We start from the raw sequence: 22307 nt of genomic DNA, 5'->3' as shown, positions 1-22307 counted from the left end.
GCTCCTACACATGCCGATCCATGCAAAAAAACCGCCGAAATTCGGCGGTTCTTTAATCGGATCAGGCGACCTTACTTTGCGGCATCCAACATGTACTGGATGGCAGCCTGCATTTCGGTGTCGCTGCAGTCCATGCAGGTGCCCATCGGGGGCATGGCATTGAGGCCGCTCTTGGCGGTTGCCAGCAGGGCGTCCAAACCTTTTTCGGCACGCGGTGCCCACTCTTCGGCATTGCCGAACTTGGGTGCGCCTGCAACGCCGGCGGCGTGGCAAACGCTGCACTTGGCGTTGTAGATCTCTTCGCCGCTGCGTTCGGCGTTGGCGGTCAGCGGCAGCGCCAGGACGGCGGTTGCGGCCAGAATCATCAGTTTCTTCATATCATTGTTCCCTCAGTGCTCGTAAGTCGGCTCAGGGAGCCGCCAAAGGGAGTCAGTCAGGCCCCGGCGAGGCCCTTTGCGACTCGTTCAGTGGTTCCTGTCAAAAGCCACCGAAGTTTAGGACCAGATCGTCCTTAAAGTAAATAAGTCATTCAGGTTGAATGATTGCTGAACGGCGGCGCCTTGATATTAAGCAGATTTACCGGCGTGGGGCCCGAGCGGGGAGGGAAATTCAGTGATGTCGACGCAGGCCCATCGCAAAGTCGGCCTGGCCACGCAGGTTTCTGGCCTGCTGTCGTTCCAGTCGCTGCTGGTGTTCGAAATCCAGAATGGCGCGCTCGAGTTCGGCCCGCGGTGCGATCACCAGATTGCGGATATCCTCGATCGAGTAGCCCCGTTTCAGCAACTGCTTCAGCTGAGTGCTCAGGTCGTGGTGAGCCATGATGTCATCCTCCTTTATTGTTCCGATCAGGATACAGCGGATTCATTGCGGTTTTATTGCAGGGGCACGGCCAAGGCTCATTGCGGTCTGGCGGCGGTTTACTGAGCGGGGCAGGCCGGCAGCGGCGGGCAGCGACCGGAGTCCGTCGTCGTTGTCCCCGACAGTTCGCGGAAGCTGTCGCGCAGGTCCGGGTTGTCGGGAGCGAGTCGAACGGCGCAGGCGATAGCGCTTCGAGCCTGGTCCCGACAGCCCTCACCCTCGAGGCTATAGGCCAGGTTGTTCCAGGCCTCGGCGGCCATCGGCTGCAACCTCAGGGCGTGCCGAAAGCGGGCGCTGGCGCTGTCGGCCCGGCCGGCACCCAGTTCGGCGTTGCCGGCGGCCATATTGACCAGGAAGTGGTCGGGCCAGCGTTCGGCCGCGGCCCGCAGCGTAGCACGGGCCGCCACGGCATCGACCGGTTCGATATCGAGGGCCGCACGGATGACCGTCGCAGGGCGGGTCTCCCGAGGCAGTAGCGACGGGGGCAGTGCGAGCAGCGACCAGTGACCGCTGCGGGCCCAGGTCCGTTCGAACAGGCCGAACGGTGTTTCGAGGCGTCGTTCGGTGCCGGAGCGCAGAATCAGGATCTGCTGCCCGAGGTCATAGCCGACGACAACGGCATAGTGCCATTGCGGTGCAATGTCGAAGCCGAGGTTCTGCAGCACGATGACCGGTCGCCCGACGGCGATTTCAGTCAGTAGGCCTTCCATACTCCGGGGCCCCTCGAATGCCAGCAGGCCGTATCGGCGTGCCGCGACCTTCATCTCGATCTGCAGGCTACCCTGGCGTTCCGGGATATAGACCTGTGGCACCAGCGTGGCGGGCGCAACGGGGCGCCGGTGATGGTTCAGCACGGTCGCCAACGCAGCCGGTCCGCACTGGTAAAGCTCCTGGGGATAAAAGGGGACCTGGGTCAGCTCCATACGGGCGGGCAGCACTTCGGCGAGCCTGTCTATCTGCTCGGTCGGCAGGCGGCTGGCACAGCCGCTGATCAGCAGAAAGCCGATCAGCAGGACTGTTATGCGAAGGCTTGTGCCGGCACCGCTGCTGTCTAACGAACCGGGTGGACGAAGTTGAACACGTTGGTCGCGCCGATGGCGTCGGTAATGATGAAAACGATGAAGATCAGCACGATGACGCCAACGACGCCGCTGCCGGCCGGCAGGTCGTCGATCTGCTGGTTCAGTTCGGCGACTTCGGCGGCCGACATGTCGGCCACGCGCTGCTTGGCGTCGGCGCTGTCCACACCGAGGGCGCCGAGCTGCTCGGCGACGTCCTCGCGCTCGATCAGCGACAGCAGTTTTTCCCGGTCGGCATCGAGGCTGACGGCGCTGTCGGCCTGCATCAGCGACGAAGTGGAGACGGGCGCGGCCTGGGCGAGTACCGGGAACAGCAGCATCGCGGCCATCAGGATACGCGCCAGGATGGCACGCAGAAATCTGGATGAGTACATCAACATGGGAGACCTCCTGGATGAATGAATTCCGTGCAACTTCTAGCTTAGTCACAGATGAATGAATATGAGATTAATTCTTGCTCCAACAGGCTGAGGACCGCCGCAGTCCGTGGCGGTCCCGCGGGCTTCAGAATTGCCGATCGGGGGGCGGGGCCTTAAGTGCCGGCGGGCAGGGCCGTAGCTGCACAGAGCCGTCGCAGCCGGTCCGCCAGGTCCTGCACCCGTGCCGGGGCTGGACTCTGGTAATGCAACGCCAGTTCGATGGAGGCCGGAGCGATAAAACCATCGCCGGCCTCCAGCCGCAGATGACCCTCATGGGCCAGGCGCCGCGGCAACAGGCTGACGCCGAGACCGTCGGCGACCGCCGAGCGCAGGCTGGCGAGACTGGCACTGATATAACTGACACGCCAGCGCCGGCCGGCACTTTCCAGCGCGTGCACCATCTCGTCACGATAGAGCCCGTCGACCGGGAACATCACCAGCGGCAGCGGGTCGCGACAATGTACCGGTGTCCGGAGGCTGTCGAACCAGGCCAGGGCTCGGGCCAGCATGCCTGCGCCGGCGCTTGCCCGCGGCGCTGCTTGACCAGTACCAGCTCGAAGGCGCCGGCGGAAAACTGCTGCCAGAGTCGGCTGCTCAGATCGCTGGTCACTTCCAGGCGGGTATCGGGGTGGTCCCGGGCAAAGCCCGCCAGGGTGGGTGTCAGGCGCTCGGCCGCGAAATCCTCGGGCACGCCGATTCGCAGTTCGTTCTGCCGTTGCCCCTGCTGCAACTGTTCGACCGCCTCGTTCATCAGGTTCAGAAGCCGGCGTGCATAACCGAGCAGGTGCTGGCCCTGTTCGGTGGTGGCGACGTAGCGGCCATGACGGTCGAGCAGGGCGCAGCCCAGCTGCTCCTCGAGGCGCCGGATCTGCTGGCTGACCGTGGACTGGCTGAGGTGGACCCTGTCCCCGGCCCGGGTAAAGCTGCCGCTTTCGACGACGGCGACGAAGCTGCGCAGCAGTACCGGATCCAGGGTTGAAAACATTATTCGAATTCCCACTGACAGGTAGTTAGATATTTAATTACTGAATATTAGCCCGGCTCGGTAGACTGTGACCAGTAACCAGAGCGACCAGTATTGAGTCTTTGCGGCTCGGGATTGTGACAACAGACGGAGAATAGGGATGCATAACGACAGCAACCTCCTGCAGCGGGTTTTGCTGCGGTTGCGGGCCGGCGCATGAGCACGCAGTCGGATGTGGCCGCAACGCAACCGGCACTGCGAATCGGTGGTCTGCTGCTGCTGGTGCTGATCGGGCTTAATTTGCGTCCCTTCCTGACCTCGCTGGGGCCGGTACTGGACCTGGTGCGCAGTGACACCGGCCTGGATTATCGCGCGGCGGCCATCCTGACGACCCTGCCTTTCGTGCTGATGGGGCTGCTGGCCTTTCTCGGTGGCGGGCTGGTACATCGTTTCGGCGAGCAGCCTGTCCTGCTGGGTGCGTTGCTGGTGCTGGCGGCCGGCTGCGGCGCCCGGCTGGAGGTCGGCAGCGGCGCCGGACTGATATTGACCGCGATCCTGACCGGTGCCGGTGTCGCCACGGTGCAGGCGTTGATGCCCGGCGTGGCGAAGCGCTGGTTCAGCGACCGTATTGCCCTGGCGATGGGGCTCTATTCGGCCGCGCTGGTGGGCGGCGGGGCTCTTGGAGCCCTGGTCAGCCCGGCGCTGGCGGCAGCGACGTCGAGCTGGCGCTGGGGCCTGGCGGTCTGGGCGTTTCCCGCGCTGGCGGCCGTGCTGCTGTGGTTCTGGCAGGCTCCGCCGGTGCCGCTGCAGGAGGCCGCCTCGGCCCGGATGTCTGTCCGGGGCTTTGTGAGGAACCGGCGCGCCTGGCTTCTGGCGGTCTATTTCGGGCTCGCCAACAGCGGTTATGCCAGCCTGGTGGCCTGGCTACCCTCCTTCTATCGCGACCTTGGCCTGGCGGCGCAGCAAAGCGGCAATCTGCTGGCCTGGATGGCGCTGTTCCAGGCTGCGGCGGCGCTGCTGATGCCGCTGTGGGTCAGGGGCAGTTCCGATCGCCGTCGCGGGCTCTATACCGTGATGCTGCTGCAGGCACTGGGCTTTGCCGGCTTCGTACTGGCCCCGCTGCAGGCGCCATTGCTCTGGATCGCCCTGGCGGGCGGGGGTCTCGGCGGCTGCTTTTCGCTGAGTCTGATTCTCAGTCTCGACCATCTGCCCGATTCCCGGGCCGCCGGCGCTCTGACCGCCTTCGTTCAGGGCCTCGGATTTCTGATCACCGCAACGGGCCCCTGGCTGGTCGGCGCGCTGCTCGACGGCGGTGGTGACTTCACCAGCGCCTGGGGGCTGCACGGTTGTCTGGCCGTGGCGATGCTGCTGGTCAGCATGCGCTTCGATCCCGTCGGTTATCCCCGTGCGATGCGCGTCCCGGTGGCTTGAAATCTGCCCGTTCGCACCTATCTCGATAATGAAGCCCCTGACCATTGCGTAGGCGGGTGAACATTACCGGAGCCTGATACCGGTCATGGGCAGGTGGACTGAAACAGGGCTAGGCTAGGGATGGCCTTTGTGCAGAAATTGCAGGAGCGATTTTCTGCCTGCGCCGATGTAACCGTATTGTCAGGAGGTAGGGTGATGAATCTGCAGAAACTGAATCCCTGGAACTGGTTCAAGCACGAGGAAGGGACTCCCGCGGCCGACAGTCAGATACCGATACAGCGCTCGTCCGTCGACAATCCGCCGACGGCGGGCAGTGCCAGCCACCCGATGATGCAGCTGCATCGGGAGATCGACCGCCTGTTCGACGAGGCGTTCAGGGGCTTCGGCCTGCGGTCGCTGCCTTCCATCCCCGACTGGTCCGGGATGGCGGACGACGCGACGTTCCGGCCGCGGCTGAATGTTTCCAGCGACGAGAAAAGCTACGAGGTCAGCCTCGAGGCGCCGGGGATGACCCGGTCGGACCTGTCGCTCGATATCAAGGGCGACGTGCTGACCATCCGCGGCGAAAAGCGCGAGGAGCAGGAAGACAGGGAGAAGCACTACTACCGCGTCGAGCGCCGTTACGGCATGTTCCAGCGGGTGCTGTCGCTGCCCGACGATGCCGATATCGACGCCATCGCGGCCAATATGAAGGATGGCGTACTGAAGATCCGCATTCCGCGGCGCGAAGTGGCGGAGGGCACGGTCAAGAGCGTCGAGATCGGCGACTGAGACAATGCGAAGCTGGGGCCGCCTGCCGGTGGCCTCTGCAAGCCATTATCATTTCGTAGGGTGCCGGTGAGCAACGCGAACAGCACCATTTCGGATGGCGGTGCGGTGCGCTTCGCTTACCAGCACCCTACAAGTATTGTGGCCCCCACGCCTCACGCCTCACGATTTTCCAGGTAATCCAGCAGCGCGCTGAGGCTGTGGATGCGGCCGTAGTCCGCCTCCGGAATCTGCACGCCGACCCTTTTGCCGAGGGCGATGATCAGGTTGAGGAAGTCCAGCGAGTCGAGATCGAGCTCCTCGCGGAGATCGGCGTTTTCGTCCACCGAATCGAGTTCGGCTTCCGGTGCGATATTGAGCAGCTCTTCGCTGAGGATCCGGTACAGTGTCGCTCGCTCCATGCCTGGAACTCCGTTCAAAGGGATTCGGGGGATTGCAGTTTTCTGGTCAGTTCGCGCAGAAAGCGGGCGCCGAGGTGGCCGTCGCTGACGCGGTGATCGGCGGCCAGCGTCACCCTGAGCACCGGGCGCGCCTCGACGCTGCCCGTATCCGTGATCCAGGGGCGCAGCACCGGGGTGCCGAATCCCAGGATGGCGACCTGGGGCGGGAAAATCACCCCCAGGACGCTGTCCACGCCCCTGTCCCCCAGACTGGTCAGGGTGACCGTCGCCGCACTCATCTCCGAGCTGCGCAGGCCACCGTGGCGGGCGCGCCCGGTCAGGTCCTTCAGCCGCTCCATCAACTGCTCCAGAGAGGCCTGGTCGGCATCGAGCAGGGCCGGTACCACCAGACCGCCGCCGCGGATATTGATCGCCATGCCGATATGGACCGAGGAGCTGGGATCGAAGCGGCCGTCGGTATAGTAGCCGTTGAGCTCGGGCGTCTGTTTCAGCGTCAGCGCGGCTGCCCGGACCAGCAGCGCACCGAGCAGGAGCCGCTGTTCCGGCGTCCGCTCGGCATTGTGGGCCTGCAGCCAGTCCTGAGCCTTCGAAATATCGATACTGTGCTCGAGATAGTAGTGGGGGATTTCCCGTTTCGACCGACTCATCGCCGCAGCGATGGCCCGGCGCATACTGGCCGGCTCGAAGGGTCCCTGCTTCGCTGTCCCTGCAGGGGCTTGCGGTTTGCCGAGAGCACGCTCGATATCGGCTTCCAGTATGGCGCCTGCGGGACCGCTGCCGCTGATCCTGGCCAGGTCGAGGTTGCCGGCACAGGCCAGAACCCGGGCCCGGGGGAGGCCTTGATGCGAGGGCCGGGTGCCTGCTCTGTGGCTTTTCCGATAGCCGGTGCCGAGGGGGCGGGCGGTTCGGCGGGCGCCGCTGCGGCTTCGGCGCTCGCTTGCGCGACCCCGCTGCCGCTGTCGATGGATGCGATCGGTGTGCCGACCGGTACCTTTTCACCCTCCTGCACCAGCAGCGCATCGATCGTGCCGGCATCGAACACTTCCATGTCGATGGCACCCTTCTGGGTCTCGATCACCGCAACGATGTCGCCCCTGGCGACTCTGTCACCGGGCTTAACATGCCACTGCACCAGGGTGCCGGCGTCCATGTCGGCGCCGAAGGAGGGCATTTTCAGCTCGCTCATGAGCGCTCCATCAGATGGCTGACCGCGGCGATGATATCGGGTACCTGCGGCAGTACGGCCTGCTCGAGATGCTGCGGATAGGGGATCGGCACCTCCTCGCTGCAGACCCGGGCCACCGGTGCGTCCAGTTCCCAAAACGCCTGCTCCATGATGAGGGCGCTGATCTCGCCGGCCAGGCTGCCGCTGCGCCAGCCTTCGTCGATCACGACGGCGCGACGGGTACGGCCGACCGTTGCCATGATTGCGGCGGTATCGAGCGGGCGCAGGCAGCGCAGGTCCAGGACCTCGGCCTCGATGCCGTCCCGGGCCAGCTGCCCGGCCGCCTCCAGGGCCTTGGGCAGGCTGCCGCCGTAGGTGATCATCGAAACGTCGCGCCCCTGGCGGCGCACGGCCGCCTGTTCCATCGGCGGTGGCGGGGCTGTGGATAACTCGCCGGTCCGGTTGTACAGCAGCACATGCTCGAAGATGATCACCGGATCCGGGTCGGCCAGCGCCATTTTCAGCATATGGCGGGCGTCGTCGAGGGTGCCGGGCACCAGTACCTTCAGCCCCGGGACATGGGCGTACCAGCATTCGAAGCTGTGGGAATGCTGGGCGGCCAGCTGGCGACCGGCGCCGGTCGCCATGCGGATCACCAGGGCACGCTGAACTGCCCGCCGGACATGTGGCGGATGGTGGCGGCGTTGTTGACGATCTGATCCAGCGCCAGCAGGCTGAAGTTCACCGTCATGATCTCGACAATGGGTCTCATGCCGCCGAGTGCGGCGCCGACGCCGGCGCCGACGAAGCCCGATTCGGACAGCGGCGTATCGCGGATGCGCTCGGGGCCGAACTCCTGCAGCAGACCCTTGGTGACGGCATAACAGCCACCGTAATGACCGACATCCTCGCCCATCAGAAAGACCCGGTCATCGTCCTGAAGCGCCTCACGAATCGCTTCGCGAATGGCTTCACGGTAGGTGGTTTCGCTGCCCTGGCTCATGCGTCGACCCTCGGGGTGTAGACATTGGTCCCGAGCTCGCTTTCCGGCTCGAACGCGGCGGACTCGGCGAAGGCCACGGCCTCTTCGACCTCGGCGTCGACGATTTTTTCGATGCCCGGCAGATCACCTTCGTGCAGCAGCCGGTTGGCCTGCATCCAGTCCTGCAGCCGCACGATGGGGCCCTGCTTCTGCCAGCGTTCGATCTCCTCCTTCTCGCGGTAGAGCTGGGTGTCGAACATCGAATGGCCGCGAAAACGGTAGGTCTTGCATTCGAGGAAGCGTGGTCCGCCACCCTCGCGTATGGCGTCGCAGGCCTTGGTTGCCGCGGCCTCGACATCGACGACGTTCATGCCATCCACCGGCCAGGCCTCGATACCGTAGCTGCGGGCCTTGAGGTAAATGTGCTTTTCCGATTCGGAGAGCTCCAGTGCCGTGCCCATGGCATAAAGGTTGTTCTCGCAGACGAACAGGATCGGCAGCTTCCAGAGCGCTGCCAGGTTCAGGCTCTCGTGGAACTCGCCCTCGGCCGCGGCGCCTTCGCCGAAGAAACAGGCCGTCACCCGGTTCTGCCCGCGCATCCGGTCGGCCAGTGCCAGGCCCACCGCCAGCGGCAGGCCTCCGGCCACGATGGCATTGCCGCCGTAGAAGCGGTGTTCGGCATCGAACAGGTGCATCGAGCCGCCGCGGCCGTGGCTGCAGCCGCTGACCTTGCCGTACATCTCGGCCATTACCGGTCCCATCGCAATGCCGCGGGCCAGGGCATGACCGTGCTCGCGGTAGGTCGAGATTAGCGCATCCTCCGGGCGCAGGGCCTGGTTGATGCCGACGGCGACCGCCTCTTCGCCGATATAAAGATGCAGAAAGCCGCGGATCTTTTCCCGGGTATAGAGTTCGGCGCACTTCTCCTCGAAGCGTCTGACGCGAACCATGCCGGTCAGCAGCGCCAGCAGATGGTCGCGATTGATATGGGGTTTGCCGCTCGACTGACCGCTCATCGTTCATCGCTCTCCAGGGTGGAAATGTCGCCTTCCGGCAGCCCCAGCTCCCGCGCCTTCAGCAACCGGCGCATGATCTTGCCGCTGCGGGTCTTGGGCAGGTTCTCGCGAAACGCGATCGCCTTCGGCGCCACGGCCGCTCCGAGACGCTTGCGCGCGAGGCCTTGAATCTCCCGGCGCAGCTCCCCGGACGCACAGAAGCCGGGCTTCAGGGCGACGTAGGCCTTGATGGTTTCGCCGGCGACCTCGTCCGGTATCCCGACCACGGCCGCCTCGGCGACGGCCGGGTGTTCCAGCAGTGCGCTTTCGACTTCGAACGGGCCGATCAGGTGGCCGGCGGACTTGATCACATCGTCGGCCCGCCCGACGAACCAGTAATAGCCGTCCTCGTCGCGGCTGGCCAGGTCGCCGCTGAGGTACCAGCCGCCGGCGAAGCATTTTTCGTAACGGGCCTGTTCGTGCAGGTAGCCACGGAACATCGACGGCCACCCGGGCTTCAGTGCCAGTTCGCCGACCTCGCCGGCAGCGGTCACTTCGCTGACACCGGTATCGGTGCGCCGGACGATGCCCGCCTCGATACCGGGCAGCGGACGGCCCATGGAACCGGGCTTGACCGTCTCGGCGGCGTAGTTGGCGATCATGATGCCGCCGGTCTCGGTCTGCCACCAGTTGTCGTGGAACGGGATGCCGAAGGTGCGCTGACCCCAGACCACCGCTTCGGGATTGAGGGGTTCGCCGACGCTGGCCAGAAAGCGCAGCGCCGAGAGGTCGTGCTGCTGTGCGAACTCGCTGCCGGCCTTCATCAGCATGCGGATCGCGGTCGGCGCGGTATACCAGACCGCGACCCGTTGCTGCTCGAGTATGCGGTACCAGCGCTCGGCGTCGAACTCCGCCTCGTCGACGATCAGGGTCACGCCCAGGCTCAGCGGCGCGATGATGCCGTAGGAGGTGCCGGTGACCCAGCCGGGGTCGGCGGTGCACCAGTAGATATCGTCCGGGTGCAGGTCCAGTGCATAGAGGCCGGTGAGGGTGTGAAAGACGACCGCTTCATGGACATGGATCGCGCCCTTGGGCCGGCCGGTGGTGCCGCTGGTGAAGTGCAGCAGCGCCATGTCATCGGGCCGGGTCGCGGCAACGGCATGCCCGGGGTCGGCGTCGGCCATCAGTGCGGCCAGGCTGAGGCAGCCGTCCGGCAGGTCGTCGCCGGCATCGATCAGCAGTACCTGCCCGAGCGAGGGCAGTTCGTTGCGCCAGGGCAGAACCTTTTTGCGGTAGAGGCTGGCGGTGGTCACCAGCAGCCGTGCTTCGCCGATTTCCATTCGTGAACGCACCGGCTCCGGGCCGAAGGCGGCGAAAAGGGGCGAAAACACCGAGCCGTTCTTCAGGGTGCCGAGCGCGGCAATATAGAGCTCGGGCTGCCGGCCGCAGAGGCTGAATACCCGCTCGCCGCGGCCGATGCCGAGGCCTGAAAGCACCGAGGCGAAGCGGTTGCTCTCGGCCATCAGCTGGCGATAACTGTACTCGCGGACGCTGTCGTCCTTGCCCAGCCAGCGCAGCGCGATCCTGTCGCCCCGGCCCGCATGAACATGGCGGTCGACCGCCTCGTGGGCGATGTTGAGCCCGCCCTGTGGCAGCCCCTCCACCAGGGCCCGGGCCTGATCGAGACCGTAGCCGGCGGTGAAGCTGTCGTAGTCCTGCAGGTTGGGCGCGCGGGCGAGGTTTTCGGGGGCTTGGTGATGGCATGAAAGGGCACGGTCATGGCTCCACTGAACGGTCAAGCGCACAGAATCACCGCCAATACCTGGGGCGGATGGGTTACAGGCAGCATAGATCAGGATTTAACCCTTGTGTAAATGTGGGTATGGGCCGGGTTCCGCGATCAGGGACTCTGGTTGGTCAGCCAGAGAAACTGATAGGGCATCAGGGTGATCTGGGCGAGATGATTTTCGAAGGTTTCGCCGCTGGTCAGGTCAAGCCACTGGTCGGTGAGGATCAGGTTCAGCTCCGACAGGCTGACACTCTGTGGCTGGTCGCTGACGTTGTGGATAGCGAAAATACTCTGACGCCGGTCGATACTCTGGCGCCAGAACGAGAACAGCGCCTCGCCGGTGTGCAGCGTGTACTGGGTTGCGTTGGGGTGGAAGGCGGGCTGCCGGCGGCGCAGGCGCAGCAGCCTGCGCATCGCCTCGAACACCCGGTGGTGATGACTGTCGCTGTCGAGGGCGGCTTCCAGGTCCTCGGACCGCCAGATATGACGGTTGATCGAGCGGAAACTGCCGGTATTATCGACGCGTGCCTGGTCGTTGCCGGTCGCCACCAGGCTGTGGATATAGTAGGCCGGCACCCCCTCGAGCGCCGCCATGATCGCGGCGGCGCACAGAAAGCGGGCAAACTGCCACTGATCAGGCCCCCGGGCGTTGGTACCGCGCAGCGCGTCCCAGAGACTGATGTTGATCTCGTAGGGGCAGGATTCGCCGCCGGCGGTGGTGCGCGAGCTGACCCGCCCGCCGAAGCGCTGCATCGTCGAGATTAGCGTCTGGAGTTCCCAGTCGCTCAGCAGGCCTTCGGCGGGGCGCAGTCCGACGCCGTCGTGGGAGGCGATGAAGTTCAGGTAGGCGGTGCCGTACTGCGCCGGCGGCATCGTCATCAGCCAGCTTTTCAGGTGTTTGCAGGAGCCGCTGACCAGCGCATTGATCAGCAGCGGCGGCAGCGAGAAGTTGTAGATCAGGTGCGCCTCGTTGGCGTTGCCGAAATAGGTCAGGTTCTCGCGATTGGGAATATTGGTTTCGGTGACGATCACCGCATCGGGTGAATGGTGCTCGATCAGTAGCCGCAGCAGCCGGATCACCTCGTGGGTTTCGGGCAGGTTGATGCAGGGGGTGCCCGGAATTTTCCACAGGAAGGCGACCGCATCGAGGCGGAACCAGCGGATGCCCCTGTCGAGGTAGAGGCGAATGATGCCGAGAAATTCGAGCAGCACCCGGGGATTGCGGAAGTCGAGATCGACCTGGTCGTGGCTGAAGGTGCACCAGACATGGCGTTCGCCTCCCGGCGTCTTCACCTCGCGCAGCAGCGGCGAGGTGCGCGGCCTTACCACGGCACCGAGGTCGGCCTCCGACGGGACCTCGACGAAATAACCGGCGCCGGGTTCGAGTCCGGCACGGTAGTTCTCGAACCAGAGACTGCGGCTGGAACAGTGGTTGATCACCAGGTCGCCCATCACCTTGAACTGCCGGCTGATCGCCGTGATATCGTCCCAGTCGCCCAGTGACGGATTGACCGTGGTGTAGTCCATCACGCTGAAGCCGTCGTCCGAGCTGTAGGGAAAGAACGGCAGGATATGGACGCTCGAGATGCAGTCCTGCAAGCGGGCCTCGAGGAAGCCGGAAAGGGTCCGCAGTGGAGGTTCAGAGTCCGACCGCAGGCTGTCGCCATAGGTGATGACCATGATGTCGCTCTGGTCCCAGAGGTTGCGGTGCGGCGCCGGTGACGGGGTGTCGGCCGCAAGTCCCAGACGCTGCAGGCATTCACGGGCCAGCCCGGCTGCGTCCCGTTCCGGGTAGAGCTGCTGCAGGTGTGCCGCCAGCCGCTGTTCCAGCGGTGTTGCCGGAGCCGTCATCGCGGGTCCCCGTATTCGGCCATGTCGGCTTCGACGGCGGCCAGCAGTTGCTGCTGCACCCCGGGAAGGCGCTGATCACGCGGTTCCAGCTGGAGATGAACGGCGCCTCCATCGGGTTGTCGAGAAAGTGGCTGCCGGCCTTGACGATATTGCGGGCGAAGAGTTCGACCGCCTGCTCCTCCTGGTGCACGTCGAGGTCGAGACCGTTGATCTCGGCGTCGTTGCGATAGGTTTCGACGAAGTCCAGCGCGATGCGGAAGTAAGTCGCCTTGATGGTCCTGAAGGTTTCTTGGCTGAAGACAATGCCGTTGGTGGCCAGTTTGCGGAAGATCGCCTTGGTGATGTCGATCGACATTTTCGACAGCCCACCCTGGTCGCTGTCCGGCGACAGGTCCTGGTGTTTGTGGTCGTAGGTGGCGGCGATATCGACCTGGCAGAGACGGTTGTTGGAGTAGTTGCGCGTCATTTCGCTGAGCACGCCGATCTCCAGGCCCCAGTCGCTGGGAATGCGAATGTCGCTCATGACATCGCGCCGGAACGAGAATTCGCCGGCCAGCGGGTAGCGGTAGCTGTCGAGATATTCGAGGTAGTCCAGGTTGCCGAAGACCTTCTTCAGTGCCCGCAGCAGCGGCGTGACCAGCAGGCGGCTGACGCGGCCATTGATCCTGCCATCGGCGATCCGGGCGTAGAAGCCCTTGCAGAACTCGTAATTGAAATTCGGGTTGGCGACCGGGTAGATCAGTCGTGCGAGCAGCTCGCGGTCGTAGGTCAGGATATCGCAGTCGTGCATGGCGATGGACTCGGCGCGGCCGGCCGCCAGGGTGTAGCCCATGCAGAACCAGACGTTGCGGCCCTTGCCCGGCTGCAGCGGCGCGAGCGCCTCGCCCCTGAGGGTGCCGTCGATGGCGCGCAGGCGCGGGCCGTCGTTCCAGAGCACCCGGTGGCGCTGGGGCAGGGCGGAGAAGAAGCGCAGCGCGTCGCGGTACTGCTGCTCGTCGGCCCGGTCGAGTCCGATGACGATCTCGGACAGGTAGGGCACCTGTTGCAGATGCCCGAGGATCCGGGGCATCGCCTCGCCTTCGAGCTCGGAGTAGAGGCAGGGCAGGATCAGGGCCATCGGGCGGGCCCTGGAAAATGTCAGCAGTTCCTGCTCCAGTGCTTCCAGCGGTCGCTGCGAGAGGTTGTGCAGCGTGGTGATGATGCCGTTCTGGTAAAAGTCGCCCATGCTCGCTCCTGGTTCGGGTGAGGAGGTTCATGGGCCGCCGAGGCCCAGTTCGGTCAGGGTCTGTTTCACGGCCTGGCTCCAGCCGGCCGGACCGGTCTCGTCGGTCAGCCGGATATCGGCGCGTCCCGGCACGGCCGGAGGCGGATGGGCCGGCGAGCGCACCAGTACCGCGATATCGGCCTGCTGCAGCATGCCGATATCGTTCTCGCCGTCACCCAGGGCCAGCGTCGTGACGGGCTCGTTCCAGAGCTCGCCGTACCGACCGGCGAGCCAGCCCATGGCCGCGGCCTTGTCGCAGTGCCCCATCACATGCACGAAGCGCCCGCCACGCTGTATCTGCAGTCCCACCAGGGCCAGCTCGGCGGCGAAATCGTCCAGTGCCGCTGCCGAGTCCTGCCAGACCAGCGGTTCGGTGAACTGCCGCTGCAGTGCCTGCGCGGCCGCTTCGGGTGCCAGCCCCGTCAGCCGGACGATGCTGTCCGTGGTCATGGCGGCAAAGCCGGTAAAGCGATAGCGGCGCGACAACGGCGCCAGCGCATTCAGGATTCGGCTGCGGTCGGGACCGAAGGTCTGACGCCGGTAACGGCCGTCGATCTGTGGACAAGTTGTCGTCGCCACCGGCAACTCTGCCGGGATGTAGACGGCCGCACCGTTTTCGACGACGAAGGGGTCCCGATGTCCGAGGCACTGTCGCAGCGGCTCCAGCTCCGCCAGCGTCTTGCTGGTATTGAGAATCCAGGGGATGTCCAGCGTCTGCAACGTCCGGAGCTGGGATTCGGCGGCGGCAGCACTATAGCTGTAGTGATCCAGCAGGGTACCGTCGAGATCGGTGGATATCAGCAATCGCATCATGAACACCTCGTCTGGCGGGCCGACAGGAGCTGTCTGCGTCGGGTAAGCCCCTGCAAGTCAAATGCCAGCGCCGCTATACGGTGCCGGCAACCCCTTTTCACGCAGCCAAAACAGCGGATTGCATGCCGTATGCGCCGCAATGGTGCATGCGCGGGAAGCCTGTTGCACCGCTCTGGCTCCGGTCGCCGTGGCCCGGCGCAGGCGTTCTGGTGACGACGACCGTCCGATTCAGCGGGCGATTGATCGATATCAATACGGCGAGGGCGGGAATGATGAATAGTGGCCTCAATACAGGGAATCAACGCAGAAGGAGCGTTCAATGACCATCGAACATCATGACCTGGTACACGAGCTGCCGGAATTCCGCGACGCCATCCACGAACTGAAGGTGAAGGATGCCCACTTCGCCCGGCTTTTCGATGAATACCACGACATCACCAAAGAGGTGGAGCGTATGCAGGCCGAGATCGAACCGGTCGCGACCCGTGTCGAGGAGGACTACAAGCTCAAGCGCCTGCAGCTCAAGGACGAGCTCTATGCGATGCTGCGCGCCAGCCGCAACTGATCGCTCCAGCGGTCAGCCATCACGACAGGGCCCGCCATTGGCGGGCCCTGTCTTTTTCGGTTCAGTGCAACGCTCGAGTAATCGATGTGCTTGAGCAGCGCGGTCCAGGACAGTCTTGGGTCGGGGGGCGAGGCAACCTTGCCCTGACTGATTGCGATACGGCGTGCGGACGAGTACCTTGCCCGATGCTGCCTATCATCGTGCCCTGACACCGGAGATCGCTATGTCCATCCAACCGGAACAGCTGACTGTCAGAGAAGCGTGCCGTGACGATATCGTGGATCTTGCCCCGCTGTTCGATCAGTACCGGCAGTTCTATGGGTATGACGGCGACCTGACGAAGGCAGAGCGGTTTTTGCGGGCACGCTTCGAGGCACAGGACAGTCTTTTACTGCTGGCTCGCAAAGGTCCGACGGCCGTCGGGTTTGTTCAGTGTTATGCGGGCTATTCGTCGCTTGAATGCCGTCCCAGCTGGCTGTTAAGCGATCTTTTCGTCGTTGCAGAGGCGCGCCGGCAGGGCGTGGCCCGCGCGCTGCTGCAGGCCACACGGCAGGCGGCGACAAGGCAAAGCTGCTGTCTGGTGGAGCTGTTCACGGCGCGAGCGAACCTCGGGGCGCGCCGCCTGTACGAGGCGCAGGGATATGTCGAGGACAAAGAGTTTCTGCATTACGAACTGATGCTATGAGGAGACGGTGCGCGGTCGCTCGTCAGGGGCGATCTGGAAGCGGTTCTTGCCGCTGTTTTTGGCCCGGTACATGGTCTGGTCCGCCACTATCAGCAGCTCGGCGCCCTCCGTTCCATGATCCGGATAGCAGGCCGCACCGAGGCTCAGCGTGACACTGATGCCACGATGAGGGCAGGCGCCATCGCTGATAAGCCTTGCCAGGAGCGCCGCCAGTGCCTCGTCATTGCCGCAGTCGGGCAGAATGAAGGCAAACTCGTCGCCGCCGATACGGGCGACCGTATCACTGCTGCGCAGCAGGCCCTCGAAGCGCGTCGCCAGTTGGCACAGCAGTTCGTCGCCGGCTTCATGGCCAAAGCGGTCGTTGACGAGCTTGAAGCCGTCGAGATCGGCGAAGATCACCGCCAGGCGTTCGCCCGAGCGCTGACTGCGGGCAAGGGCCCGCTCCAGGTGCTCGGCGAACAGACGCCGGTTGGGCAGGCCGGTCAGGCTGTCGTGCATTGCCAGGTGCTGCAGTTGCCGTTGCTGTTCCTTGAGCTGCCGGATATCACTGCAAACCAGCACGTACTCGCTGACTTCGGCGTTGTTCCCGCCGATAGACGAGACCGACGCCAGTACCGGTATGCAGTCGCCGTCGCGACGCTTGAGGATCAGTTCGCCGCGCCACTCGCCGTCTTTAGCGCCAGGCTCTTCGAGCAGGTCCGGCAGCGAGACAGGCGTCCCGGCATCCGCCTGAAACAGAAGGTCGCGGTCCAGCAGCCGGCTGACGCCGGGCTCGTCGCAACCGGTGATGTCCAGCAGTGCCGCATTGGTTCTGACGACCTGCTGCGAACTGTCGAACACTGCGATACCTTCGGCGCAGTGGCTGAATACCGTCTCCGCCAGCTGCAGACGCGCTTCGGCGCGACGTTTCTCGGTCACATCGACGACACTGCCCCACATATGGCGCAACACGCCCTGGGCATCACGATGCAGGTAATTGCGTTCCAGCAGCCGGCGGACCTCGCCGTTGCGGATGATACGATATTCGATCTGATAGGGTGTGCCGCTGTCGAGAGATCCCTGCACGCTCCGGTCGACGCGTTCGCGATCATCCGGGTGGACAACACCGAGGTAGGCATCGTAGCTGGCCTTGAAACGGTTCGGGTCCAGTCCGAACATATTGAAGACACTGCGTGACCAGCTCAGCCTGTCCTGCTCGATATCCCACTCCCAGGTGCCGACGCCTGCATCCTGCTGCACCTGCTCGAAGACCTCCTCGTTGTCCAGCGCCGGATAGAGGGTGACCAGTATCGGATGCAGCGGGTCCTGTTGGCGGGGCAACGATACCAGGCTGATACGCACGGGAATGGAGCGGCCCGATTTATGACGTGCCGCCAGGGCATTCAACTGCCCCAGCGGACGCGACTGTCCGGTTGCGGCAAAGGCGCTGCGCCAATGCTGGTGGTGGTGGCGCTGCTGTTCCGGTACCAGCCTCTCCACGCAAAGGCCGATCAGCTCCTGTCGATCGTAGCCGAGCAGATGCGAAGCCGCAGGGTTGGCGTAACCTATCCGGCCATCGGCCTCCACTGTCAGGATCGCGTCCGCCAGATAGTCCGCGATCTCCGGGGGCGGACTCGTTGCAGCGCCCTGCCGTCGCCAAAGCCGGTGTGCCAGCAGCAGTGACAACAACAGTACCAATACCCATCCCAGCTCCATTGGCGGTAACCTGCTACGCGTCCGTCCGATCAAGTTGTGAGCATACCGGCAAGCTTTCCGGTCGCACAAGTCGCAGACCTTGTCCCGGAGCGGGGAACCGGCGACACCCGGAGGCCGTAGGCTCCTGAGGCGCCATGGTCGCCGCAGAACGGGATATTCGACTAAAGTCTGAGTCCTTGATCAATGTATGACATCTACACCTGAATTTGGCTAAGCTAGCGGTCTCAACTTGCCCCTACAGCCGACAAGGTCATAGAAATACCGATGTCAGAACCGCCGGCGCCACCCCGACATCCGCTTATTGGCCGCCCCTGCACGATCCGCATCGTCACCCTGGTCCTGGTGGCTCTGCTCTGGCTGGTCTTGATGTATGAGCAGGCCCGCAATCGCGAAGCCGTCGAGCGCGAGGCACTGAACGGGGCGGCGAACCTGACCCGTACCTTCGAGGAACATGTGGTTCGCACCTTCCACGATGTCGATGCGGCCCTGCTATTGCTGCGCAGAGCCTGGGAGACCGACCGTGGTACCTTCGAGGAGTGGGTGCGGCTGCTGGGGGAGGCGTATGACGAAGCCCTGCTGGTGCAGATTGCTGTGATCGGCCCCGGCGGCAGGCTCGCCTACTCGAATCTCGATCCGGACGCGAAGCCGGTCGATCTGAGCGATCGCGAGCATTTCCGTGTCCATAAGGATCGCACGGAAGATGCCCTCTTTATCAGCAAGCCGGTGAAGGGCCGGGTGTCGGGACGCTACAGCATCCAGATGACCCGGCCGATTCCGAACGAAAGGGGCGGCTTCGGCGGCGTGCTGGTGATCTCGCTGAGCCCGGACTATTTCTCCGAATTCTTTGCCACCATCGATCTCGGCGAGAACGGCTCCATCGCGTTGATCGGTACCGACGGCATTTTCCGCGCCCGGGGCAGTCGGTCGCAGATGGACGTCGAGGCTATCGGCCGATCGGTGCCACCCGGCCGGCCCTTCATGCAAGCCGATGCGCCTGCTGCCGGATACTATCGGGTACGCAGCTCCGTTGACGGTATCGAGCGGCTGATCAGCTACCGCCAGGTTGCGGACTATCCGATGGTGGTGGCGGTGACCAAGGCGGTCGATGAGGTGTTCGCCGCCCACGAGCAGCGCTGGCGTTATTACCAACTGGGGGCCGGCCTGATCTCGTTGCTGATGTTCGTTGGCGGCTATCTGCTGGCACGGTCGCTGCGTTTCCAACAGCGTTACCAGAACCGGCTGGTGGAGCAGCAGGCACGGCTGCAGTTTGCCAACGACAGCCTGCGGACCCTGAATGACATCGCGACCCACTCCGGCGACAATCTGGCTGCCAAGCTGCAGCGGGCGCTGACGCTCGGCTGTCGTCATCTCGGCGTCGAGTTCGGTATCATCAGCCAGGTCGCCGGGGGCTTTATCGTGTCGAGGCCTGCGTGGCACCGCCGGGTGCCGCGCTGCGTAACGGCGACGATTTCGAGCTGAGCACCACCTACTGTTCGATGGTGCTTGCGTCCGGCGACGTCATCGCCATTGATCACATGAGCCAGTCGGAGTATGCCGGGCACCCCTGTTTCGACGCCTTTCGCCTGGAGTGCTATATCGGCGTGCCGGTCTGGGTGAATGGCGAGCTGTACGGTACCCTGAACTTTTCATCGTCCAAACCCTACGAGCGGCACTTCGATGCCAGCGACCTCGAATTCATGCGCCTGCTGGGTCGCTGGGTCGGGGTGTCGATCGCCGAGGAGCACTCGCTCGACGAGCTGAAGAGACTGGCGACGACCGATTCCCTGACCGGCGTCAGCAGCCGGGGGTCTTTGTTCAGGCCGTCGAGCAGGAGCTCAGCCGGGCCCGGCGCTACGACCAGACGCTGTCGATGCTGCTGCTCGATATCGACCACTTCAAGGCGGTCAACGATCGCTTCGGGCATCAGACCGGAGACGAGGCGCTGAGAGCGGTCGCCCGTTTGTGTCAGGAAACGCTGCGCGACTGTGACCTCTTCGCCCGTGTCGGCGGAGAGGAGTTTGCCGCGCTGCTGCCCAGTACCACCGAGCGTGAAGCCAGAGCCGTAAGCGAACGACTCAGAGGGCAGGTCGCGCTGCGGGTGATTCCGACCCGGGCCGGCGAGGTCGGCGTCACCATCAGTATCGGCGTGTCGGAATTCAGAGCCGACGACGATTTCAAGAGCCTCTACAACCGGGCCGATCAGGCGCTTTACCGCGCCAAGAACGCGGGCCGCAATCGCGTGATGGGCAGCGATACCGCAACGGCCCTGAACGGTTAGAGCATCGTTTCAGTGCCGGGCTTCCTGCCCGGCTGGCGCCTGTCCTCTCGTGGCTCAGTAGCGCTTGTATGGCAGGAACTTGCCCGACATGAGGACCTGGACGCGATCGCCCTTCGGATCCTCTTCGCGCCGGATATCGAGGGAGAAATCGATGGCGCTCATGATGCCGTCGCCGAACTCTTCATGGATCAGCTCCTTGATGGTGCTGCCGTAGACGCTCACGATTTCGTACCAGCGGTAGATCAGCGGATCGGTTGGCACGGCGGTGGGCAGCGAGCCCTTCGACGGCGCTATCTGCAGCCAGGCGATCGCTTCGTCCGAAAGATCGAACAGCCGGCCGACGATTGCGGCCTGCTCCCTGTCGAAGGTCATCTGCCCCAGGCAGGCTGCGGTCGTCCACTCCTTGGACAGATTGACGGCGGCGGCAACCTCGCTCCAGCTGATTCCCTTGCTGACCCTGGCGGCCAGTATCATCTGCGTTACTTCTTCACGACAACTGATCATGGTGGCTTCCTCGGTTTCGATTGCGGTGTTGACTCGGTTTCATTGTGCAAGCAGCAGGACGATCACCAGCGACAGCGTCAGGGAGACGCCCTGCCAGAACAGCACCGGATTGCGCGCCAGCAACGGTGGCCGGGTCCTGTTCAGAAATGCCTGGCTGGGCCGGCGCAGGTCGACGACGAACTCCGACAGCTCGTCATAACGTTTCCAGGGATCGGGATGTACGGCCTTTTTCAGCGTTTCGTCGACCCAGGCCGGAATCTCCCGCTCCTCATCCAGAACCGACCGGTAGCTGAGCCGGCGCTGAGCCGCCGCCGTTTTCGCCTTCGGCACCTGGGTGCCGTAGGGAAAGCGCCCCGACAGCATCTGGTAGGTGATGACGCCAAGGGCATACTGGTCCGAGCGGGGCTGCCGCTTTCGCCGAGAAAATACTCGGGGGCGGAAAAGAGCGCGGTGCCGAGCAGATGCGGCTGGTCGGGTGTCCGGGCGGATTCGACGATGCCGGCGACGCGGGTGGAGCCGAAGTCGATGATCTTCACCGTGCCGCTGCGGTCGATCATGATGTTGTCGGGCTTCAGGTCCTGATGAATCATCTCCATGCGGTGGAAAGCCCGCAGCCCCTGGCTATCTGCTCGACGATAGTGCGTACGGTTTCCAGATCGGGGCGGGGGTGATCGACCAGCCACTGCGCCAGTGTCTGGCCGTCGACATGTTCGGTGACCGTATAGAGATAGTTGCGCGGCCGTGACGGGAGAGCCGCCTTGAGCACCTGTGCACTGCTGAGGCGACGGGCGATCCACTCCTCCATCAGGAAACGCTCCAGATAGGCCGGATCGGTGCTCAGGTCGATCGACGGGATCTTGAGAATGACCTCGGTGTCGCTTTGTTCGTCCAGTGCCAGAAAGACGTGGCTGCGACTGCTGGCGTGGACCTCGCGGAGGATGCGGTAGCCATCGAAGTGCATGCGCGGCTCCAGCATCGGGGGCAACGGCAGCGCCTCGGCCTGAAGCTGCAGGTCCGGACCCTCGTGCCCGGGAAGGCTGTCGATGCGCAGGATCTGGATGCTCAAATTTTCGGGGCTGCCCCGCTCGCGGGCCTGCTCGACGATGGTCCGGGCCGCGGCGTCCAGGTCGGCGCCACCGTCGCGGATCGAGCGGGTCATGAACCCGGCATCGACATGCTCGTAGACGCCGTCGGTCGCCAGAATGAAGATGTCGCCGGGCTGGATCGGAACCGCCTGATAGTCCAGCTCCAGCTGTTCGTCCATGCCGAGCGCGCGGCTCAGGCAGCTCTGCTCCCGCGAGGCCCAGAGCCGGTGATCCCTGGTCAGCTGTTCCAGTGCATTCCCGTGCACGCGGTAGACGCGGGTATCGCCGACATGAAACAGGTGCGCGGTGGCGGCCTTGATCACCAGCGCGCTGATGGTGCACACATATCCCCTGTCCCTGTCGTAGAGGAATTCGCTGCGACGGGTTTGCGCGTGGAGCCAGCTGTTGGTGGCGGTCAGAACCCTTTGCGCGGCATTGCGCACGGTCCAGGCGTCGGATGTGCAGTAGTAGTCATCGAGAAAGGATTTGACGGCGGTTTCACTGGCGACCTGGCTGACAGTGCTGGTACTGATGCCGTCGGCCATCGCCAGGACCACACCCTTGAGGCTCAGCAGAGGTTCGGCGGGAACAAGGGCGCCGTGGAAATCCTGATTGTGCTCTTTGAGGCCCCTGTCGGAGCACTGGCCGAGGCTGACGTTGAGTCGACTGCTCATGGTCATCGCCCGACCTCAGCCGCCGGAGGTGGCTGAGGTCGG

General features: G+C 64.2%; 24 protein-coding genes and 4 pseudogenes. 7 read left to right on the top strand and 21 right to left on the bottom strand.

The features are described from left to right. Positions 1-71 precede the first annotated feature (71 nt). From ACFQDL_RS08905 to ACFQDL_RS08880, 6 genes are all read right to left on the bottom strand, one after another. Complete coding sequence (locus ACFQDL_RS08905) at positions 72-377, bottom strand: c-type cytochrome (protein ID WP_379908694.1); 306 nt, start codon at positions 375-377, stop codon at positions 72-74. A 232-nt stretch (positions 378-609) separates the two neighbouring features. Further along, positions 610-819: a hypothetical protein gene (locus ACFQDL_RS08900; protein WP_379908693.1), complete on the bottom strand. Its 210-nt coding sequence runs from the start codon at positions 817-819 to the stop codon at positions 610-612. A gap of 98 nt (positions 820-917) precedes the next feature. Then, the gene (locus ACFQDL_RS08895) at positions 918-1796 is read right to left on the bottom strand and encodes a PA2778 family cysteine peptidase (RefSeq protein ID WP_379908692.1); all 879 of its coding nucleotides are present in this window, start codon (positions 1794-1796) and stop codon (positions 918-920) included. A gap of 113 nt (positions 1797-1909) precedes the next feature. After that, complete coding sequence (locus tag ACFQDL_RS08890) at positions 1910-2317, bottom strand: DUF6627 family protein (protein ID WP_379908691.1); 408 nt, start codon at positions 2315-2317, stop codon at positions 1910-1912. A 152-nt stretch (positions 2318-2469) separates the two neighbouring features. After that, entirely contained in the window at positions 2470-2865 is a 396-nt protein-coding gene (locus tag ACFQDL_RS08885) for a LysR substrate-binding domain-containing protein (protein WP_379908690.1), read from the bottom strand. Next, a complete protein-coding gene (locus ACFQDL_RS08880) occupies positions 2790-3341 on the bottom strand; it encodes a LysR family transcriptional regulator (RefSeq protein ID WP_379908689.1) in 552 nt (183 codons plus the stop codon). The genes ACFQDL_RS08885 and ACFQDL_RS08880 overlap by 76 nt, the downstream gene beginning before the upstream one ends. A 195-nt stretch (positions 3342-3536) precedes the next feature. Here ACFQDL_RS08880 and ACFQDL_RS08875 point away from each other — a divergent pair, with 195 nt between their 5' ends. Together ACFQDL_RS08875 and ACFQDL_RS08870 are read left to right on the top strand one after the other, a co-directional pair. Next, on the top strand, positions 3537-4751 hold the full coding sequence (locus tag ACFQDL_RS08875; RefSeq protein ID WP_379908688.1) for a cyanate transporter: 1215 nt from the start codon (positions 3537-3539) through the stop codon (positions 4749-4751). A 195-nt stretch (positions 4752-4946) separates the two neighbouring features. Continuing rightward, on the top strand, positions 4947-5522 hold the full coding sequence (locus ACFQDL_RS08870; protein ID WP_379908687.1) for an Hsp20/alpha crystallin family protein: 576 nt from the start codon (positions 4947-4949) through the stop codon (positions 5520-5522). Positions 5523-5674: 152 nt separating this feature from the next. On the opposite strand, the gene ACFQDL_RS08865 is transcribed toward ACFQDL_RS08870, so the two are convergent. From ACFQDL_RS08865 to ACFQDL_RS08820, 10 genes and pseudogenes are all read right to left on the bottom strand, one after another. Then, positions 5675-5920 (bottom strand): acyl carrier protein, encoded by a 246-nt coding sequence (locus ACFQDL_RS08865; protein ID WP_379908686.1) that lies wholly within the window; start codon positions 5918-5920, stop codon positions 5675-5677. Positions 5921-5934: 14 nt separating this feature from the next. Continuing rightward, positions 5935-6591 carry a 2-oxo acid dehydrogenase subunit E2 gene (locus ACFQDL_RS08860; RefSeq protein ID WP_379908685.1) on the bottom strand — a complete coding sequence of 219 codons (657 nt, stop codon included), beginning with the start codon at positions 6589-6591 and terminating at the stop codon, positions 5935-5937. Between the two features lie 302 nt (positions 6592-6893). Beyond that, a pseudogene (locus ACFQDL_RS08855) lies at positions 6894-7091 on the bottom strand (biotin/lipoyl-containing protein); the annotation flags it as partial. Between the two features lie 11 nt (positions 7092-7102). Further along, positions 7103-7468, bottom strand: a complete 366-nt coding sequence (locus ACFQDL_RS08850; protein ID WP_379912976.1) for a transketolase C-terminal domain-containing protein — start codon at positions 7466-7468, stop codon at positions 7103-7105. A gap of 138 nt (positions 7469-7606) precedes the next feature. Beyond that, positions 7607-8088, bottom strand: a pseudogene (locus tag ACFQDL_RS08845) (alpha-ketoacid dehydrogenase subunit beta); the annotation flags it as partial. Then, the gene (pdhA, locus tag ACFQDL_RS08840; protein ID WP_379908684.1) at positions 8085-9083 is read right to left on the bottom strand and encodes a pyruvate dehydrogenase (acetyl-transferring) E1 component subunit alpha; all 999 of its coding nucleotides are present in this window, start codon (positions 9081-9083) and stop codon (positions 8085-8087) included. The gene pdhA and the pseudogene ACFQDL_RS08845, both read right to left, overlap by 4 nt. Continuing rightward, a complete protein-coding gene (gene acsA / locus ACFQDL_RS08835) occupies positions 9080-10867 on the bottom strand; it encodes an acetate--CoA ligase (protein ID WP_379908683.1) in 1788 nt (595 codons plus the stop codon). Before acsA ends, pdhA begins: the two co-directional genes overlap by 4 nt. A 95-nt stretch (positions 10868-10962) precedes the next feature. Further along, positions 10963-12702 carry an alpha-amylase family glycosyl hydrolase gene (locus tag ACFQDL_RS08830; protein WP_379908682.1) on the bottom strand — a complete coding sequence of 580 codons (1740 nt, stop codon included), beginning with the start codon at positions 12700-12702 and terminating at the stop codon, positions 10963-10965. After that, a pseudogene (locus tag ACFQDL_RS08825) lies at positions 12699-13927 on the bottom strand (glycosyltransferase family protein). The gene ACFQDL_RS08830 and the pseudogene ACFQDL_RS08825 overlap by 4 nt, the downstream one beginning before the upstream one ends. A gap of 27 nt (positions 13928-13954) precedes the next feature. Continuing rightward, on the bottom strand, positions 13955-14779 hold the full coding sequence (locus ACFQDL_RS08820; protein ID WP_379908681.1) for an HAD-IIB family hydrolase: 825 nt from the start codon (positions 14777-14779) through the stop codon (positions 13955-13957). 319 nt (positions 14780-15098) lie between these two features. Between ACFQDL_RS08820 and ACFQDL_RS08815 the strand changes: the two genes are divergently transcribed. Next, a complete protein-coding gene (locus tag ACFQDL_RS08815) occupies positions 15099-15344 on the top strand; it encodes a YdcH family protein (protein ID WP_379908680.1) in 246 nt (81 codons plus the stop codon). 223 nt (positions 15345-15567) lie between these two features. Next, positions 15568-16029 carry a GNAT family N-acetyltransferase gene (locus ACFQDL_RS08810; RefSeq protein WP_379908679.1) on the top strand — a complete coding sequence of 154 codons (462 nt, stop codon included), beginning with the start codon at positions 15568-15570 and terminating at the stop codon, positions 16027-16029. On the opposite strand, the gene ACFQDL_RS08805 is transcribed toward ACFQDL_RS08810, so the two are convergent. Continuing rightward, positions 16024-17724: a diguanylate cyclase domain-containing protein gene (locus ACFQDL_RS08805; protein ID WP_379908678.1), complete on the bottom strand. Its 1701-nt coding sequence runs from the start codon at positions 17722-17724 to the stop codon at positions 16024-16026. The genes ACFQDL_RS08810 and ACFQDL_RS08805 overlap by 6 nt on opposite strands. A 264-nt stretch (positions 17725-17988) precedes the next feature. Between ACFQDL_RS08805 and ACFQDL_RS08800 the strand changes: the two genes are divergently transcribed. Genes ACFQDL_RS08800 through ACFQDL_RS08790 form a run of 3 tightly spaced genes read left to right on the top strand, consistent with a single transcriptional unit; the run spans position 17989 to position 20002 of the window. After that, positions 17989-19203 (top strand): cache domain-containing protein, encoded by a 1215-nt coding sequence (locus ACFQDL_RS08800; protein WP_379908677.1) that lies wholly within the window; start codon positions 17989-17991, stop codon positions 19201-19203. Next, the gene (locus tag ACFQDL_RS08795) at positions 19155-19670 is read left to right on the top strand and encodes a GAF domain-containing protein (RefSeq protein WP_379908676.1); all 516 of its coding nucleotides are present in this window, start codon (positions 19155-19157) and stop codon (positions 19668-19670) included. The genes ACFQDL_RS08800 and ACFQDL_RS08795 overlap by 49 nt, the downstream gene beginning before the upstream one ends. Further along, on the top strand, positions 19589-20002 hold the full coding sequence (locus ACFQDL_RS08790) for a GGDEF domain-containing protein (protein ID WP_379912974.1): 414 nt from the start codon (positions 19589-19591) through the stop codon (positions 20000-20002). Before ACFQDL_RS08795 ends, ACFQDL_RS08790 begins: the two co-directional genes overlap by 82 nt. 54 nt (positions 20003-20056) lie before the next feature. On the opposite strand, the gene cynS is transcribed toward ACFQDL_RS08790, so the two are convergent. From cynS to ACFQDL_RS08770, 4 genes and pseudogenes are all read right to left on the bottom strand, one after another. Further along, positions 20057-20506 (bottom strand): cyanase, encoded by a 450-nt coding sequence (gene cynS, locus ACFQDL_RS08785; RefSeq protein ID WP_379908675.1) that lies wholly within the window; start codon positions 20504-20506, stop codon positions 20057-20059. 39 nt (positions 20507-20545) lie between these two features. After that, the gene (locus ACFQDL_RS08780; protein ID WP_379913488.1) at positions 20546-20869 is read right to left on the bottom strand and encodes a serine/threonine-protein kinase; all 324 of its coding nucleotides are present in this window, start codon (positions 20867-20869) and stop codon (positions 20546-20548) included. Between the two features lie 119 nt (positions 20870-20988). After that, a pseudogene (locus ACFQDL_RS08775) lies at positions 20989-21096 on the bottom strand (protein kinase domain-containing protein); the annotation flags it as partial. Then, positions 21093-22265, bottom strand: a complete 1173-nt coding sequence (locus ACFQDL_RS08770) for a protein phosphatase 2C domain-containing protein (RefSeq protein WP_379908674.1) — start codon at positions 22263-22265, stop codon at positions 21093-21095. The pseudogene ACFQDL_RS08775 and the gene ACFQDL_RS08770, both read right to left, overlap by 4 nt. Positions 22266-22307 lie beyond the last annotated feature (42 nt).

This window comes from Marinobacterium aestuariivivens (assembly GCF_042661465.1).
GTDB classification, from domain to species: domain Bacteria; phylum Pseudomonadota; class Gammaproteobacteria; order Pseudomonadales; family Balneatricaceae; genus Marinobacterium_A; species Marinobacterium_A aestuariivivens.
Note: the sequence above shows the minus strand (reverse complement) of the source record. Positions and strands in the feature narration are given on the sequence as shown.

What these genes read in the sequence shown, in the direction of transcription:
- ACFQDL_RS08905 (WP_379908694.1), bottom strand. Translation starts at nt 377, where the DNA reads ATGAAGAAACTGATGATTCTGGCCGCAACCGCCGTCCTGGCGCTGCCG.
- ACFQDL_RS08900 (WP_379908693.1), bottom strand. Translation starts at nt 819, where the DNA reads ATGGCTCACCACGACCTGAGCACTCAGCTGAAGCAGTTGCTGAAACGG.
- ACFQDL_RS08890 (WP_379908691.1), bottom strand. Translation starts at nt 2,317, where the DNA reads ATGTTGATGTACTCATCCAGATTTCTGCGTGCCATCCTGGCGCGTATC.
- ACFQDL_RS08885 (WP_379908690.1), bottom strand. Translation starts at nt 2,865, where the DNA reads ATGCTGGCCCGAGCCCTGGCCTGGTTCGACAGCCTCCGGACACCGGTA.
- ACFQDL_RS08880 (WP_379908689.1), bottom strand. Translation starts at nt 3,341, where the DNA reads ATGTTTTCAACCCTGGATCCGGTACTGCTGCGCAGCTTCGTCGCCGTC.
- ACFQDL_RS08875 (WP_379908688.1), top strand. Translation starts at nt 3,537, where the DNA reads ATGAGCACGCAGTCGGATGTGGCCGCAACGCAACCGGCACTGCGAATC.
- ACFQDL_RS08870 (WP_379908687.1), top strand. Translation starts at nt 4,947, where the DNA reads ATGAATCTGCAGAAACTGAATCCCTGGAACTGGTTCAAGCACGAGGAA.
- ACFQDL_RS08865 (WP_379908686.1), bottom strand. Translation starts at nt 5,920, where the DNA reads ATGGAGCGAGCGACACTGTACCGGATCCTCAGCGAAGAGCTGCTCAAT.
- ACFQDL_RS08860 (WP_379908685.1), bottom strand. Translation starts at nt 6,591, where the DNA reads ATGCGCCGGGCCATCGCTGCGGCGATGAGTCGGTCGAAACGGGAAATC.
- ACFQDL_RS08850 (WP_379912976.1), bottom strand. Translation starts at nt 7,468, where the DNA reads ATGATCACCTACGGCGGCAGCCTGCCCAAGGCCCTGGAGGCGGCCGGG.
- pdhA (WP_379908684.1), bottom strand. Translation starts at nt 9,083, where the DNA reads ATGAGCGGTCAGTCGAGCGGCAAACCCCATATCAATCGCGACCATCTG.
- ACFQDL_RS08830 (WP_379908682.1), bottom strand. Translation starts at nt 12,702, where the DNA reads ATGACGGCTCCGGCAACACCGCTGGAACAGCGGCTGGCGGCACACCTG.
- ACFQDL_RS08820 (WP_379908681.1), bottom strand. Translation starts at nt 14,779, where the DNA reads ATGATGCGATTGCTGATATCCACCGATCTCGACGGTACCCTGCTGGAT.
- ACFQDL_RS08815 (WP_379908680.1), top strand. Translation starts at nt 15,099, where the DNA reads ATGACCATCGAACATCATGACCTGGTACACGAGCTGCCGGAATTCCGC.
- ACFQDL_RS08810 (WP_379908679.1), top strand. Translation starts at nt 15,568, where the DNA reads ATGTCCATCCAACCGGAACAGCTGACTGTCAGAGAAGCGTGCCGTGAC.
- ACFQDL_RS08805 (WP_379908678.1), bottom strand. Translation starts at nt 17,724, where the DNA reads ATGGAGCTGGGATGGGTATTGGTACTGTTGTTGTCACTGCTGCTGGCA.
- ACFQDL_RS08800 (WP_379908677.1), top strand. Translation starts at nt 17,989, where the DNA reads ATGTCAGAACCGCCGGCGCCACCCCGACATCCGCTTATTGGCCGCCCC.
- cynS (WP_379908675.1), bottom strand. Translation starts at nt 20,506, where the DNA reads ATGATCAGTTGTCGTGAAGAAGTAACGCAGATGATACTGGCCGCCAGG.
- ACFQDL_RS08780 (WP_379913488.1), bottom strand. Translation starts at nt 20,869, where the DNA reads ATGCTGTCGGGGCGCTTTCCCTACGGCACCCAGGTGCCGAAGGCGAAA.
- ACFQDL_RS08770 (WP_379908674.1), bottom strand. Translation starts at nt 22,265, where the DNA reads ATGAGCAGTCGACTCAACGTCAGCCTCGGCCAGTGCTCCGACAGGGGC.